This window comes from Aeromonas sp. (assembly GCF_051657805.1).
GTDB lineage: Bacteria > Pseudomonadota > Gammaproteobacteria > Enterobacterales > Aeromonadaceae > Aeromonas.
In genome coordinates this window covers 212,240-227,662 of sequence record NZ_JBOFLJ010000024.1, presented here as the reverse complement: position 1 = coordinate 227,662, position 15,423 = coordinate 212,240, and the positions used below count along the sequence as shown (strand labels likewise).

The 15,423-nt window shown below is 64.0% G+C and carries 14 protein-coding genes; 4 read left to right on the top strand and 10 right to left on the bottom strand.

The window, feature by feature from the left end:
* Nucleotides 1–250: 250 nt before the first annotated feature.
* The 5 genes from ACRCYW_RS10100 to ACRCYW_RS10080 all read right to left on the bottom strand — a co-directional run bounded on the left by ACRCYW_RS10100 (nt 251) and on the right by ACRCYW_RS10080 (nt 3,272).
* On the bottom strand, nt 251–397 hold the full coding sequence (locus ACRCYW_RS10100) for a hypothetical protein (RefSeq protein WP_005325762.1): 147 nt from the start codon (nt 395–397) through the stop codon (nt 251–253).
* A 103-nt stretch (nt 398–500) separates the two neighbouring features.
* Nucleotides 501–1,190 (bottom strand): M15 family metallopeptidase, encoded by a 690-nt coding sequence (locus tag ACRCYW_RS10095; RefSeq protein WP_438549983.1) that lies wholly within the window; start codon nt 1,188–1,190, stop codon nt 501–503.
* A gap of 67 nt (nt 1,191–1,257) precedes the next feature.
* Nucleotides 1,258–2,388, bottom strand: a complete 1,131-nt coding sequence (gene dapE, locus ACRCYW_RS10090) for a succinyl-diaminopimelate desuccinylase (protein WP_438549982.1) — start codon at nt 2,386–2,388, stop codon at nt 1,258–1,260.
* A gap of 10 nt (nt 2,389–2,398) precedes the next feature.
* Nucleotides 2,399–2,749, bottom strand: a complete 351-nt coding sequence (locus ACRCYW_RS10085) for an ArsC family reductase (RefSeq protein WP_438549981.1) — start codon at nt 2,747–2,749, stop codon at nt 2,399–2,401.
* A gap of 208 nt (nt 2,750–2,957) precedes the next feature.
* Complete coding sequence (locus ACRCYW_RS10080; RefSeq protein ID WP_438549980.1) at nt 2,958–3,272, bottom strand: hypothetical protein; 315 nt, start codon at nt 3,270–3,272, stop codon at nt 2,958–2,960.
* A 285-nt stretch (nt 3,273–3,557) separates the two neighbouring features.
* On the opposite strand from ACRCYW_RS10080, the gene dcuC reads away from it, so the two are divergent.
* Both dcuC and ACRCYW_RS10070 read left to right on the top strand, forming a co-directional pair.
* Complete coding sequence (dcuC, locus tag ACRCYW_RS10075) at nt 3,558–4,934, top strand: C4-dicarboxylate transporter DcuC (RefSeq protein WP_438549979.1); 1,377 nt, start codon at nt 3,558–3,560, stop codon at nt 4,932–4,934.
* Nucleotides 4,935–5,018: 84 nt separating this feature from the next.
* Nucleotides 5,019–6,158, top strand: a complete 1,140-nt coding sequence (locus ACRCYW_RS10070; RefSeq protein WP_438549978.1) for a M20 family metallopeptidase — start codon at nt 5,019–5,021, stop codon at nt 6,156–6,158.
* 95 nt (nt 6,159–6,253) lie between these two features.
* On the opposite strand, the gene ACRCYW_RS10065 is transcribed toward ACRCYW_RS10070, so the two are convergent.
* From ACRCYW_RS10065 to bioA, 5 genes are all read right to left on the bottom strand, one after another.
* The gene (locus tag ACRCYW_RS10065) at nt 6,254–6,910 is read right to left on the bottom strand and encodes a hypothetical protein (RefSeq protein WP_438549977.1); all 657 of its coding nucleotides are present in this window, start codon (nt 6,908–6,910) and stop codon (nt 6,254–6,256) included.
* 146 nt (nt 6,911–7,056) lie between these two features.
* The gene (locus ACRCYW_RS10060) at nt 7,057–8,400 is read right to left on the bottom strand and encodes an anaerobic C4-dicarboxylate transporter (protein ID WP_438549976.1); all 1,344 of its coding nucleotides are present in this window, start codon (nt 8,398–8,400) and stop codon (nt 7,057–7,059) included.
* A gap of 317 nt (nt 8,401–8,717) precedes the next feature.
* A complete protein-coding gene (gene asnS, locus ACRCYW_RS10055; protein WP_438549975.1) occupies nt 8,718–10,118 on the bottom strand; it encodes an asparagine--tRNA ligase in 1,401 nt (466 codons plus the stop codon).
* A gap of 453 nt (nt 10,119–10,571) precedes the next feature.
* Nucleotides 10,572–11,393, bottom strand: a complete 822-nt coding sequence (locus tag ACRCYW_RS10050; protein WP_438549974.1) for a HAMP domain-containing protein — start codon at nt 11,391–11,393, stop codon at nt 10,572–10,574.
* A gap of 129 nt (nt 11,394–11,522) precedes the next feature.
* Nucleotides 11,523–12,797: an adenosylmethionine--8-amino-7-oxononanoate transaminase gene (bioA, locus tag ACRCYW_RS10045; RefSeq protein ID WP_438549973.1), complete on the bottom strand. Its 1,275-nt coding sequence runs from the start codon at nt 12,795–12,797 to the stop codon at nt 11,523–11,525.
* A 197-nt stretch (nt 12,798–12,994) separates the two neighbouring features.
* On the opposite strand from bioA, the gene bioB reads away from it, so the two are divergent.
* Together bioB and bioF are read left to right on the top strand one after the other, a co-directional pair.
* Nucleotides 12,995–14,116: a biotin synthase BioB gene (gene bioB / locus ACRCYW_RS10040; protein WP_438549972.1), complete on the top strand. Its 1,122-nt coding sequence runs from the start codon at nt 12,995–12,997 to the stop codon at nt 14,114–14,116.
* Nucleotides 14,113–15,327: an 8-amino-7-oxononanoate synthase gene (gene bioF / locus ACRCYW_RS10035; RefSeq protein WP_438549971.1), complete on the top strand. Its 1,215-nt coding sequence runs from the start codon at nt 14,113–14,115 to the stop codon at nt 15,325–15,327. The genes bioB and bioF overlap by 4 nt, the downstream gene beginning before the upstream one ends.
* Nucleotides 15,328–15,423: the final 96 nt, after the last annotated feature.

The window sequence follows — 15,423 nt, the reverse complement described above, 5'->3', positions numbered from 1 at the left end:
AGCCCCCTTGTGTGGCTTAATCGTGCATTAATTTGCAGTTTTTTACCTTTCGGTGCTGTTTTTAAGCAAAAAGAAGGCGTGAAGAAGCAAGAATGAAATGAAAATGAAACAGTAACGTTCGGCGCCGGTGATTGGCACCGATAGGGGCTTTGAACGAGGGGAGGGCAAGGGGCTCCGCCGGGAGCGGCAGGCAGGGAGGGTGAGGCAGAAAACCGGCTCAGGGCGCCGGTTTGGCGCCCCGAGCTCGGGGTCAGTCGTCCTCGTCGTCCTTGACTTCCCGGATCTTGTCCCTGTATTTGGGCAACTGCTTCTCGAGCTGTTTCATGTCCTTGATGGCGTTGAGAAACAGGCCGAGCAGGAACAGCAGCGGCAGCCCTATCCATAACCACAGACTCATGGGTTAGTCCTCCTCTCGCTGAGACAAGGGGTGACGTCATGGCTGACCAGGCGCTCGTCAAGCCGTGTCAGCATGGTCAATTTGCCTTCAATACTCCCTGTCTTCATGAGTGATCCCTCGTGTTGAGACTGGGGGTGACGTAACGGGCCAGGATCTCGTCCAGATGGGCCAGTATGCACTCCTTGCCTTCAATATCCGCCTGCTGCAGGCAAAGCGCCAGCGCATCGGGATCGAGTCGCAGATCTTCCGACTCCAGCCGGAAGCTCAGGTGCCAGGGTTCGTAGGCGACCCCGCAGCCTGCGCCACTGAGCTGGGCAAAGGGGAGGAAGAAGCCGAAGTCGTTCATGTGGTCCCCGAGCCAGGCGCTCAGTTCCCCAAACCAGCCGTTCCCCTCGTACTCCCAGGGCTCCAGCGCCAGCTTGGTGCCCGCGGGCAGGCAGTCCGGATCATAGATGTCCAGATCCGTCCCCCAGTGGTGGCGGCTGGTGCCGGGCAGGGCGCTCCAGCGCAAGATGGCGTGCAGCCGCTCGGGCTCGGAGAGCGCGGCCGCATCCAGCGGCTGGCCGGCGGCGTCCAGCAGGGGACGCTCGCCGCGCCACTTGCCATTCCAGATGGCGAGCTGGCGATCGAAGCCGCGCCAGCTGGAGGCGGGCTGCAGGTTGTGCCCTTCATAGGCTGCGGCCACCTGCATGTCGTTGAAGGCCGCCGCGGTGGCGACGGTGAGGCGGTGGGGGCCACGCCCCAGCAGGGTCAGGTGGCTGTCGTCCAGCCCCAGCAGTTGATCCTGGGTCATGTCCGCTCCTGTGCGGTGAGATGACTAGGGTGGGCGGCCCGCGGGCGGCCCGGTCGGTATGGCCGCATCATGAGGCCAGCAGGCGCTCCAGCACCCCTTGGTACATGTCCGCCAAGAGATCCAGATCCTCGGCCTTCACGCACTCGTTCACCTTGTGGATGGTGGCGTTGACGGGCCCGAGCTCGATCACTTCCGCGCCCGTGGGGGCGATGAAGCGCCCATCGGAGGTGCCCCCCGTGGTGAGCAGGGCGGGGCGCTGGCCGTTGACGCCCTCGATGGCCGCCACAGCGGCATCCAGCAGGGCGCCGGTGTCGGTCAGGAAGGGCTGGCCGGAGAGGGTCCACTTCAGTTCAAAATCCAGCCCGTGACGAGTCAGCAGGGCCTCTACCCGATCGCGGATCGCCTGGTCGGTGAGCTCGGTGCTGAAGCGGAAGTTGAACTGGACGTGCAACTCGCCGGGGATGACGTTGGAGGCGCCGGTACCGGCCTGGATATTGGCAATCTGGAAGCTGGTGGGGGGGAAGTAGGCGTTGCCCTCATCCCAGACGGTACTGGCGAGCTCATCCAGCGCCGGGGCCGCACGGTGGATGGGGTTGTCCGCGAGATGGGGGTAGGCCACGTGGCCCTGCACCCCGCGCACCAGCAGATCCCCGGTGATGGAGCCGCGGCGGCCGTTCTTCACCACGTCACCGACTTCACTGGTGGAGGAGGGCTCGCCGACGATGCACCAGCGGATCTTTTCGCTCCGAGCCTCCAGGGTGTCGATCACCCGGGTGGTGCCGTTGATAAAGGGCCCCTCCTCATCGGAGGTGATGAGAAACGCGATGGAGCCCGCATGATCCGGATGCGCGGCCACGAAACGCTCGGTGGCCACCACCATGGCGGCGAGGGACCCCTTCATGTCGGCGGCGCCGCGGCCGTACAGCATGCCGTCCTGTATGGTCGGCTCGAACGGCGGGGTGTGCCACTTCTCCAGCGGTCCGGCCGGCACCACGTCGGTGTGACCGGCGAAGCAGAACAGGGGCCCCTCGGTGCCACGGCGGGCCCAGAGGTTGGTGGTGTCTTCAAACACCATGGGTTCGATGACGAAGCCCAGGCGCGCCAGGCGCTCGGCCATCAGGGTCTGGCACCCCTCGTCCAATGGGGTCACTGAGGGGCGGCTGATCAGATCGCAGGCCAGGTTGATGACATCCGACATCGGGTTTTCCTTAACGAGAGAAGAGGGATTGGTAGTGGTCGGCCTTGAAGCCGAGGTGCAGCTCGCCGTCCTTGTCCAGCAGGGGGCGTTTGATCGTGGCGGGCTGGGCTAGCAGCAGGGCGCGGGCTTTTGCATTGTCGAGCCCCTGCTTGTCTTCATCTGGCAGGGCACGGAAGGTGGTGCCACGGGTGTTGAGCAAGGCTTCCCAGCCGAGTCGCTCGAGCCACAGGTCCAGCTCGGCAGGCGCCAGGCCGTCGGCCCTGTGATCGTGGAAGCGGTATTCGACGCCGGCCTCGTCCAGCCACTTGCGGGCCTTCTTGATGGTGTCGCAGTTCTTGATGCCATAGAGGGTGGTGGCCATGGGGATCCTTGGTCTGCGGGCCTTGGCCCGACATGGAAAAGCGTGAATTCACGGGAAGGCCCGATTCTGGCATCCCGATCTCGCGATGGCAACGGCGGCGCCTCGCCGCCTGCGTTTTTCCATGGACATTCCGACCAGATGGAGAGAGCCAAAAAGCACAAAACGCGCCAAGGGGCGCGTTTTGTCGTATTGGTGTCCAGCCGGGGGCTTATGGCGAGACGGGCCACTGGTAATCGAATACCCGGGCACGCTCCCAGGGGGCGTTGGGCAGGCTGGAGGAGAGGCCGGCGTACTTGCCCACATCGTCCACCACTATGGTGGAGAGGATCGGCAGCTCGTGCTCGGTGCAATACATGCGGATGCGCTGCAGCAGGGTGCGCAGCTCGTCCTGGCTGCTCTCCAGCCCGGCCCGTTTGGCCAGCTTGGAGTAACGAATGGTGGTGCGCTCCTTTGCAGACTCGACGAGGATGTCCCACAGCTTGTAGTCGCAATTGGTGCTCTCTACGGTGGCCAGGTTTGTCATAACTCTCTCCGGTGCGAAATGGTCGCTCTGTGTCGATGGGCATCTTGGCCAGTTCAACCGCCGTGGATGTTGATCCAAAGCAAAAAAAGTTGAGGTTATTGGTCTTAACACCACGAAGAGGGATTCTAGAACCTTATTGCTGGTTTTAATGGCTGTTTTATGTGATTGGTGTGGAATTTAATGCTACAGGCGCCCATTCAAGTCATCTTTATTGATAGGGATCAAGGGGAAAGCCGGGCCTCACCACTAGATTTCGCTCTTCGATAATCTTCTCAGGAGCGCACTTTGGAACTCTTATTCGTCTCGTTCGTGCTGATCGCCGTGGTCTACGGCATCGTCAAGGACTATAACCCCCAGGCCGTGCTGGCGCTGGCGGGGATGAGCCTCTTCACCCTGGCCTACTGGCTCGGGCTGCATCCCATCCTGCCCGCCGACAAGAGCACGGGGTTTGCCCTGTTCGACCTGTTCGAGGTGTTCAAGGGGATCTTCTCCTACCGGGCGGCGGGGCTCGGCCTCACCATCATGGCGGTGGCCGGCTTTGCCACCTACATGTCCCACATCGGCGCCTCCCAGGCCCTGGTGCGGGTGGCGGTCAAGCCGGTGGCGGGGATCCAGTCCAGCTACCTGATGCTGGCCATCTGCTACCTGGTGGCGGTGTTCGTCTCCCTGTTCGTCACCTCGGCCACCGGCCTCGGCCTGCTGCTCATGGTCACCATGTACCCCGTGATGCGCAATCTCGGCATCAGCCCGGCCTCCGCCTGCGGCGTCATCGCAACCTCCCAGGCGTTCGAGATCGGCCCGACCCAGACCAACGCCATCTTCTCCGCCGGTCAGTCCGGCATGGATCCGACCAGCTACTTCGTGGATTACCAGATCTGGCTGGTGGCCCCCATGCTGCTGGTGACCATGGTGCTGCACTTCTTCTGGCAGCGGCACTGCGACCGCAAGGATGGCTGGGATCCGGCCCAGCACAGAGGCGATCACGCGGAGCTCGACGAGCAGGGGACGGACGAGGTGAAGGCGCCGACCTGGTATGCCCTGCTGCCCATCATCCCCTTCGTGCTGATGATGACCTTCTCGAAACTCCTGGTGAGCGACATCAAGATGAGCGTGGAGGTGGCCATGCTGCTGTCCGTGTTCCTCGGCATGCTGTGCGAGCTGCTGCGTAGCCGCTCGGTGCGCACCGCCTTCGCGGGGCTGTCGAGCTTCCTCGACGGCATGGGCAAGGTGTTCGGCCCGGTCGTGGCGCTCATCGTCTGCGCCGAGCTGTTTGCGGAATCCCTCAAGGCCATAGGTGCCATCGATACCCTGCTGCACTCTGCCAGCAACGCCGGTATCGGCAGCGGTCTGATGACGCTAGTGATGGTGGGCCTCATCATGGTGGCCGCCGTTATCATGGGCTCCGGCAACGCCGCCTTCCTGAGTTTCTCCACCCTGGCCCCTGCGGTGGCGGCCAAGTTCGGGGTGCCGGCGGTGACCATGCTGCTGCCCATGCAACTCGCCTCCAGCATAGGGCGCAGCATCTCCCCTATCGCCGCCGTGTTGATCGCCTGCGCCGGCATCGCCAAGGTCTCCCCCTTCGTGGTGGTCAAACGCACCAGCGTGCCCATGGCGGGCGCCCTGCTGACCGCGCTGGCGCTCAACTATCTGCTGTTTATGTAATCAGGTGGCGGACGGCCCGGTCGTCCGCTCTTTTCACTCGGCTGTCGGATGGGGAGCCTGCCTTCCCACCCCATGGAGACGATGATGACAGACATGCACAACGGTTTTTCCCTCGACACCTATCTGGCGGATCTCGCTCCGCTCATCAACCTCGATTGCGGCACCCGCACCCCGGCCGGGGTGGCCAGGGTTGCCGACATCATGACCGAGAAGTATGAGGCCATCGGCTGGCAGGTGGTACGCCATCAGTTCGCCGATGAGTGCGGCCCCTGCCTCGAGATCACCAATGCCCCCGGCGCCACTCACTACGACGTCATGCTGGTGTGCCACATGGATACCGTGTTCCCGGAAGGAACCGCCGCCAAGCGGCCGCTGACGATCGAGGGCGATCAGGCCTTCGGCCCCGGCGTGTCGGACATGAAGAGCGGCCTGCTCTCCACCTGGTATGCACTCAGCACCATGGATCCTGATGTGCTTGCCAGGTTGAAGGTGCTGGTCTGCTGCAACTGCGACGAGGAGATAGGCTCCCCCTGGTCCAAGGATTGGCTGGTGGAGAAGGCGAAGCAGAGCGCCTGCGTGCTGGTGGCGGAGGCGGCCCGCCCGAGCGGGGATCTCATCAGCGCCCGCAAGGGCAACGCCAAGTACCGCATCCGCTTCCACGGCAAGGCGTCCCACGCGGGCTCTGCCCTGGCGGAGGGGGTCTCCGCCATCACCGAACTGGCGAACTGGGTGCTCGCCATCAACCAGCAGGTGAACATGGAGACAGGTACCACCATGAACGTGGGGGTGATACAGGGCGGCACCGGGGTCAACGTGGTGCCGGACTTTGCCGAAGCCATCGTCGACTTGCGCTTCTGGAGCAATGAGGAGGCCGCCGCCGTGCACGACAGGCTCGGCTTCATGGCCAAGAACCCCTTCCTGGCCGGTTGCCGGGTCGAGGTGGAGCGCCAGACCTTCAAGCCGGCCATGCGCCCGAGCGCGGATACCCGGGCGCTGATGGCGCTGGTGGAGGTGGCCGGCCAGGAGGAGGGGATCCCCTTCAACTGGCTGGAGGCGGGCGGTGGCTCGGATGCGAACTTCACCGCCGCGGCCGGGGTACCGTCCTTGGATGGCTTCGGCCCCATGGGGGGCGGCTTCCATTCGGAGAGCGAGTTTCTGCTGCTGGAGAGCATAGAGCCGCGCATTCGCCTGCTTAAGCGGGTGCTGACCAAGCTGGCCAAATAGCGCTGATGAAAAGCAAAACGGGAGGTCATCGCCTCCCGTTTTTTATCTCTCGTACCTGCGAACATTCATCCCGCAGAGCCGTTCTTCTTGCGCCCTCAACCTTCATCCTCCAGCAGATAGGCAAGCTGTTCCTGACGGGCAACCTGCCAGTGACCGAGCGCCAGCGGTGCCGCAAAGCCCGGGCCGTCCGTCACCATGGTGTGATATTCCCCCTGCTCGCCGCTGGCATCGAAGCCCTGCTCCGCGGCCAGTTGCTGCAACTCGGCCAGGGTGGCCCCATCGAGGGTGCGTCCCACCCAGTCCTCTGCCAGCACCCGGGTATCGACGCAGGATAGATGAGCCCGGATGCCGCGCGCCTGCAGGTCCGCCAGCAGCGCCTCTCGGGATTGCTGCCAGAGCGGCTGATACACGGAGAGACCGAGCGGCCGGCAGCGGGCGCAGATCCAGTTATCGGCGCCATCCACCCGGTCGATGTCGCCGGTGACCACCCCTTCTATCCCCCACTCCCGTTGCAAATCGGCCAGCGCCTCTTCGTAGCTTTGCTCGAACGGCGCCTCTATGGTCACCAACCGGTGGGGGAGATTGAGGGCCTCGGCCTGGCGCCGCACCAGGGGCAGGGGGTGGGCCAGGAAACTGGGGTTGGGGGGGCCGAAGGTGACCAGGGCGACGATCTCATGACCCTGCTCGCGGGCATGGCAGAGGGCCTGCATGGCATCCTTGCCGCCGCTCCAGAGCGCGATGACGCGAGACATGGGGGCTCCTTGGAAAGCTGAAAAGAAGGCATGCTAACCCGCCGGGGACATTCGGCAAAGGGGAGAGAGGGTGGCTGGAAACAGACAGGCCCCCGAAACGGGGGCCTGTTGGGTCATGGCATCAGAAGTGCCAGGGGGTGAGAGAGTTACAGCAGCACGTTGGTCAGCAGATAGCCCAGGGTACAGGAGGTGGCGACCCCGATGAGCCCTGGAATGATGAAGCTGTGGTTGATGATGAACTTGCCGATGCGGGTGGTGCCGGAGCGGTCGAAGCCGATGCAGGCGAGATCGCTCGGGTAGGTCGGCAGCACGAAGTAGCCGTAGCTCGCCGGCAGGAAGGCGATCAGCAGCTTGGGTTCGACGCCCAGCGCCAGCCCCATGGGGGCGATGGCGGTGAGGGCCGCGGCCTGGCTGTTCACCAGCTTGGAGATGAGGAAGAGCACCAGGGCATAGGTCCAGGGCTGGGCCTGCACAACGTGGGCCAGGGTCTCTTTGAGCAGCGGCATGTGGGCCTGGAAGAAGGTCTCGCTCATCCAGGCGACCCCGAATACCGAGAAGATGGCGACCATGCCCGCCTTGAACACGGCGCCGTTGGAGATGTCACCAGGCTTGACCTTGCAGCGCATCAGGATCACGGCGCCGGCGATCAGCATCATCATCTGGATCACCAGGTTCATGGAGAGGGGCCCTGTCTTGCCACCCATCTCGAACACCGGGCGCAGGGAGGCGTCGGCCCCCAGCACCACCACGGCGGCGATGGCGGCGAAGAAGATCCAGGTTGACCAATAGGCCTCTTTCGGGAACTTGGTGTTGAGCAGGGTCTCGCCGCCGCCGTAGATGAACTCACGCTGCTGCGGATCCTTGATCTTGGCCTGGAACTCCTCGTCCTTGTCCAGATCCTTGCCGCGGCGCAGGCTCCAGAGGGCCGCCACTATGACCCCGGACAGGGAGGAGGGGATGGCGATCATCAGGATGTCGAGCAGACTGTAGGCCTGACCGATGCCGTGACCGGCCGCCAGGATGGAGACCATGGAGACCACGGCCACCGACACCGGAGAGGCGCAGATCGCCATCTGGGAGGCGACAGAAGCCACCGCCATGGGACGTTCCGGGCGGATATTCTTCTGCAGCGCTATGTCGGCGATGATGGGGAACATGGTGTAGACCACGTGGCCGGTGCCGCACAGGAAGGTGAGGGTCCAGGTGGTGAGCGGCGCCAGTATGGTGATGTACTGGGGGTGACGGCGCAGCAGGCGCTCGGCCACCTGCATCATCAGGTTGAGGCCGCCGGCGGTCTGCAGGGTAGCGGCGCAGCCGATCACCGCCAGTATGGTCAGCATCACCTGTACCGGTGGCTCACCCGGGGTGAGGCCGAACACGAAGGTCAGCAGGAAGAGACCTATGCCGCTGATGAGACCCAGTCCCATGCCCCCGAAACGGGTACCCAGCAGCAGACAGCCGAGTACCACCATAAATTCCATGAAGATCATTCCATTACCTCGTGTGATTCGATCCATGCAGGCGCAGGGCCCAGGACGGGATTATCTGTTGTTATTTAGCCCTAAAGGGTTAGTGGTTATTTTGCCTACCCAAAAGGGGTAAAAATTTGAGGTGGTTCAATAACCCATGTTTTTCCGATTTAAGTGCATAAAAACTACGGTTTTGAGGGTGAAATCGGGGCTGAAAGGTGGGAAGCGGTGAGCAAGGAGGGGGTTGTGCTAAAGAGGCGGGTAGGTGCAGGCGTTCGCGAGACAATAAAAAAGCCGACCCTGGGGTCGGCTTTTTGCGATTCGCGCGCTGTTCGCGATCAGAACTCGGCGGTACGAGGGGTACGCGGGAAGGGGATGACGTCGCGCACGTTGCCCATGCCGGTCACATAGACCACCAGGCGCTCGAAGCCCAGACCGAAGCCGGAGTGGGGCACGGTGCCGTAGCGGCGCAGATCGCGATACCACCAGTAGTCTTCCTTGTTCAGGCCCATCTCGGCCAGGCGGGCGTCCAGCACGTCCAGACGCTCCTCACGCTGGGAGCCACCGATGATCTCGCCGATCCCCGGGGCCAGCACGTCCATGGCGGCGACGGTCTTGCCGTCGTCGTTGAGGCGCATGTAGAAGGCCTTGATGTCTTTCGGGTAGTTCTTCACCACCACGGGGGACTTGAAGTGCTCCTCGGCCAGGTAGCGCTCGTGCTCGGAGGAGAGATCGATGCCCCAGGAGACCGGGAACTCGAAGCTCTTGCCGCAGTTTTTCAGCACTTCGATGGCGTCCGTGTAGTCGATCTGGGCGAAGTCGGAGGCGACGAAGCGCTCCAGACGGCCGATGGCATCCTTGTCAATGTGCTGGGCGAAGAACTCCAGATCGTCGCGGCGCTCGGTCAACACGGCGTTGAAGACGTATTTCAGCATGGCTTCGGCCAGGGCGGCGTTGTCTTCCAGATCCGCGAAGGCGATCTCCGGCTCCACCATCCAGAACTCTGCCAGGTGACGGCTGGTGTTGGAGTTTTCGGCGCGGAAGGTCGGCCCGAAGGTGTAGACCTTGGACAGGGCGCAGGCATAGGTCTCGACGTTCAGCTGGCCGGAAACGGTCAGGAAGGTCTCCTTGCCGAAGAAGTCCTTGTCGTAGTCCACCTTGCCGGCCGGGGTACGCGGCAGGTTTTCCAGATCCAGGGTGGAGACGCGGAACATCTCGCCGGCGCCCTCGGTGTCGGAGGCGGTGATGAGGGGGGCGGCGATCCAGAGGTAGCCCTGCTCATGGAAGAAGCGGTGGATGGCCTGGGAGAGGCAGTTGCGCACGCGAGTCACGGCGCCGACCACGTTGGTGCGGGCGCGCAGGTGACCCTGCTCGCGCAGGTATTCGATGCTGTGGCGCTTGGCGGACATGGGGTAGGTGTCCGGATCCTCGACCCAGCCCACCACCTTGACCTCGGAGGCCTGCAGCTCGAAGGATTGGCCGCTGCCCTGGGACTCGACCACCTGGCCGGTCACTTCCACGGAGCAGGCGGTGGTCAGACGCAGCACTTCATTCTCGTAATTGGCCAGGGTATTGGGGACGACGGCCTGTACCGGATGGAAACAGGAGCCATCGGATATGGCCAAAAATGAGATCCCCGCCTTGGAATCGCGGCGGGTCCGGATCCACCCTTTCACTGTCTGGGTGGTGCCGACCGCATACTTACCGGTCAGCACATCTACTACGGATGCGTGCGTCATCGAAAATTTGTCTCCAGCTTGTTCTTGCAGCGCTATTGGCAACACTAGGGGTCTGGCCCGGGCACAGGTGGCCCACCATGGCAGACTAAGCCGTTCATCTTACCCGCGCAGGAGTGATAAACAAGCAAAAATGTCTGTCCCCCTCGGGCTTTTCAGCAGGAAGCGTGCGGGCTTGGTCGAATGGCAGGGGAGGGGGCGCGAAGGCGCGAAGAGCGGGGGTGGATGGACTGATAAGGCGACTGCTGGGGCCGGCCACCCTCCTTGGCTATCTGGCCGATGGCGAGGCCGAGGCGCGCCAGTGCAGGTCCTCCTCGCGCCCGGCTACTTCATGGGCTCTGGGTGCGTCGCTGGCGGACCTGGGTCTATTGCCGATCTTGGTACCCAGCCGCTGTTTCACTATCTGGCCCTGGCTCAGCCTGCCTTGTCTTCGGGGGATGCCCGAGAGGTCTTGGACTAGGCCTCTTCTGGATCTGCCATGGGGCGCTGGCCGAGCTGGCGTTCTGCACTGCCGAGCTGTCGCTCCACGCTGTCGAGCATCTGGTTGTAGGCGAGCGCCAGCCGGCCAATCTCGTCTCCCTCATCCCCCTCCAGCCTGTGGCCGAAGTCGTGGCGATCGGTCGCCTCCTCCATGGAGCGGGTCAGCTGGTTGAGGGGGCGCACTATCCAGGTGCGGATGACCCAGAGGGTCAGCAAGAGCCCCAGGCCGAAGATGACGGTGAGGCTCAGCGCCGAGGTGAGGATGTTCTTCTCGACCCGGGTAAACAGGGTGTCGAGGGAGTAATCGAAGCGCACCGCCCCCAGCACTGTATTCTCTGCCACCTGGTGGCAGCTGGTGCAGTCGGTGCCGCGAAGGTCTTTCTTGGCCAGCAGGGGGCGGGTCACCACCAGGCGGCTGTGCAAGCCGTCGTGGACCACCTCCAGGCTGCCCTTGCCCGCCAGCGCCAGGGCATCGAACCTGTCCTTGGGCGCCTCGACATCACGTCCGGGGCCGTACTGCTTGTTGACCGCCGCCCCGCGCACTATGCGGGCATCCTCCACGTGGGCGTGGTCGAGGAACTTGCTCCGCAGGGTGTCACGGGCTTCCATCTTGCCGGTCAGCATCAACATGTTGAGGCCGTCGAAATAGGCCTCTGTCTGCTCATGGCTCTGCTCCTTGATGAGGGAGAGGATGAGATCGCGCTCGCGCACCGCCTGATAGGCCGCGGAGAACACCAGCACCATGGAGAAGATGAACAGCAGGAAGAAATTGATTTTGGCAGCGATGGAGAGGCGCATGGGAAAAGGTACATCTGTTGGGTAAAACCCACACAGTCTACTCCCCTTGCCCCCGGGCTTTTGATGGTTTGCTCACATTCTGATGAAAAAGAGTCAAAAGACCCCGTCTCACGACGGGGTCGGCCTGACTCAGAGCTCTCCCTCGGCGATGGCCTCTGAAATGGCATGGGTCAGCACGCGCAACTCAGCCTCCGTGATGACGAAGGGGGGCATGAGGTAAATCAGCTTGCCGAAGGGGCGGATCCAGGCTCCCAGCTCGACGAACTTGCGTTGGATGCGCGCCACGTCCACCCGCTCTTTCATCTCCACCACGCCGATGGCGCCGAGCACCCGCACATCCGCCACCAGCGGGCTCAGGGTCAGCTGCACCAGCTCGCTTTGCAACTGATGCTCGATGGCCTTGACCCGCTCCTGCCAAGGTGATGCCAGCAGCAGCTCGATGGAGGCGTTGGCGACGGCGCAGGCCAGTGGATTGCCCATAAAGGTAGGCCCATGCATAAAGACGCCGGCCTTCCCATCACACACGGTGCGAGCCACATGCTCGGTAGTGAGCGTGGCCGACAGTGTCAGATAGCCGCCGGTGAGGGCCTTGCCGAGACACAGGATGTCCGGGCTGATCCCGGCCCAGTCACAGGCAAACAGCTGGCCGGTGCGGCCGAAGCCGGTGGCGATCTCGTCGGCGATGAGCAGTACCCCGAACTCGTCGCACAGGGCGCGCACCCACTGCAGGTAGCGAGGGTGGTAGAAGCGCATGCCGCCGGCCCCCTGGACTATGGGTTCCAGCACGATGGCGGCGATCTCCTCATGCTTGTCCGCCATCAGGGTGGCGAGCTCCACCACGCACTCTTCGTTCCACTCTGCATGGAAGCGGCAGCTCGGTGCCTCCACGAAATAGTGCTCGGGCAAAAATCCCCGATAGAGCTCGTGCATGCCGCCATCGGGATCGCAGACGCTCATGGCGCCGAAGGTGTCACCGTGATAGCCGCCGCGCAGGGAGACGAACTTGGCGCGGGGCGTGCCCTTGGCGTGCCAGTACTGCAGGGCCATCTTGAGGGCCACCTCTACCGCTACCGAGCCGGAGTCCGCCAGGAACACCCGATCCAGCCCGGCCGGGGTGATCTCCACCAGCTTGCGGCATAGTTCGATGGCGGGGGCGTGGGTCAGGCCGCCGAACATGACGTGGGACATCTTGCCGAGCTGGGTGGTGGCGGCTGCGTCCAGCTCGGGCACCTGGTAGCCGTGCACGCAGGCCCACCAGGAGCTCATGCCATCCACCAGCTGGCGGCCGTCGCTGAGGGTCAGGGTCACCCCCTGGGCGCTCGCCACTTCATAGCAGGGCAGGGGCTGGGTGAGGGAGGTATAGGGGTGCCAGACGTGGCGCAGGTCAAATTCTTGATTGGTCATTATGTGTTCTATTGTCAATTCAGCTGATCTGGTCGGTGTTGACAGTCTACGCCTGCTGCTTACACTAGCCAACAATTTCAGCCACTTACTCGGTGGCCGATCCTGCCATCGGTCGCAGATCCAAGGTCTGTGCCTGGCATCCCGGCGAGCCGCCCCATCGAGAAGGCGAAGCCCTTCAACACCACTGGAAGCCATTCATGCATTCACTCCCGACGGGCCAACGGGCCCTGCGTCACGACTGGACCCACGACGAGGTCCAGGCCCTGTTCGCCCTGCCGTTCAACGATCTGCTGTTCCAGGCCCAGACGGTGCATCGCGCCCACTTCGACCCGAACGAGGTGCAGGTGAGCACCTTGCTCTCCATCAAGACCGGGGCCTGCCCGGAGGATTGCAAATACTGCCCCCAGAGCGCCCGCTACCACACCGGCCTCGAGGCCGAGCGGCTGATGGAGGTGGAGAAAGTGCTGGAGCGGGCCCGGGAGGCCAGGGCCAACGGTTCGTCGCGCTTCTGCATGGGGGCCGCCTGGCGCAACCCCAAGGAGCGGGACATGCCCTATATCCTGCAGATGATCGAGGGAGTGCGCGGGCTCGGCATGGAGACCTGCATGACCCTGGGTATGCTCACCGCGGATCAGGCCGCACGCCTCGGCGCCGCCGGTCTTGACTACTACAACCACAACCTCGACACCTCGCCGGAGTTCTACGGTGACATCATCACCACCCGCACCTATCAGGACCGCCTCGACACCCTGGAACACGTGCGCGGCGCCGGCATGAAGGTCTGCTCCGGCGGCATCGTCGGCATGGGGGAACAGGCGCGGGATCGGGCGGGCCTGCTGATTGCCCTCGCCAACCTGCCGCGCCACCCGGAGAGCGTGCCCATCAACATGCTGGTCAAGGTGAAGGGCACGCCGCTCGAGAACGAGGAGAACCTGGACCCGTTCGAATTTATCCGCACCATAGCGGTGGCGCGGATCCTGATGCCTGCCTCCCATGTGCGCCTCTCCGCCGGGCGGGAGAAGATGAACGAGCAGATGCAGGCCATGTGCTTCATGGCTGGCGCTAATTCGATTTTTTATGGCTGCAAGCTGCTGACTACCCCGAACCCCGACGAGAACAGCGACATGCAGCTGTTCAAGCGCCTCGGCATCCGCCCGGCAGAGCGGGCCCAGAAGCCCGATGCGGTGCAGACCGAGGAGCTGGAGGCCGAGCTGCGCGCCCGGGCTGCCAGCCAGCCGGTGAGCGGCGAGCTCTTCTATGACGCCACCCGCCAGCGCAAGGTTCCGTCATCAGCACAAACCCCTGCAAAGTCCGTATGAAGGCGGTGCACCTGACGACCCATCGTGGCCCCTTCCCCCTGGGCGAGTCGCTGGCCGCCCGGGAGCAGCAGGGCTTGCTGCGCTGGCGCATCCCGACCGAGGGGTCGACCGGCTCCAGACTGCGGGTGGAAGGGCGGGATTACCTCAACTTCTCCTCCAACGACTATCTGGGGCTGGCGGGGGATAAGGCCATCAAGGCCGCCTTCGCGGCGGGGATCGAGCAGTATGGCGCGGGATCCGGTGCCTCCCCCCTGGTGACCGGCTACAGCCGGGCTCACCAGCAGTTGGAGGAAACCCTGGCCGAGTGGCTCGGGCTGGAGGCGGTGCTGCTGTTCAACTGCGGCTTCTCGGCCAACCAGGCTGTGCTGAAAGCCTTGCTCGGCAAGGAGCACCTGCTGTGGCAGGACAGGCTCAACCACGCCTCCCTGCAAGAGATGGGCAGCCAGCTGCCCTGCAAGATGCGGCGTTTCGCCCACAATGACATGGGAGCCCTGGCCAGCCAGCTGGAACCCGATCGGGGGCTGATCGTCTCCGAGGGGGTGTTCAGCATGGACGGGGATCAGGGTCTCTGGGGCGAGCTTAGCCGGCTCGCCGCCCAGAGCCATAACTGGCTGATGATCGACGACGCCCACGGCCTCGGCGTGCTGGGGTCAGAGGGGCGCGGCACTCTGGCGGCCCAGGGGGTGGATCCCGCAGGGGTTCACATCCAGATGGGTACCTTCGGCAAGGCGCTCGGGGTGGCCGGCGCCTTCGTGGGGGGCAGTCGCGAGCTGGTGGACTATCTCGTCAACTTCGCCCGCCACTACGTCTACAGCACCCATATGCCCGCCGCCCAGGCCTGTGCGGTGAGCGAGAGCATCAGACGGGTGCGCGCCGCCGATGAGGGACGCGCCCACCTGAGCCGGTTGATCGCCCGCTTCCGGCAGGGGGCCGGCCAGCTCGGTTGGACCCTGGGTAATAGCGAGACCCCGATCCAGCCGTTGCTGGTGGGGGAGAGCCGCGCCGCCCTCGCCCTGAGCGAGCGTTTGAAGGCAGCCGGCCTCTGGGTCGGCGCCATCCGCCCCCCTACAGTGCCTCAGGGCACGGCGCGCCTTCGCATCACCCTGAGCGCAGCCCATCGGGAAGAGGATATCGACCGCTTGCTGGCGGGGCTGGGGCCCTGCCCTGAACCCGGAACCGGGTCGCTGGGGGGAGGGGGGAGCCATGGATAAATCCCCTGTCTCGCAGGCTCACTCGCCAGATGAGGGTCTGCATGGACCCGCTGCTGGCCCGCAGCGTCTTGGCTCGCAGCCCTCTGGCTCACAACG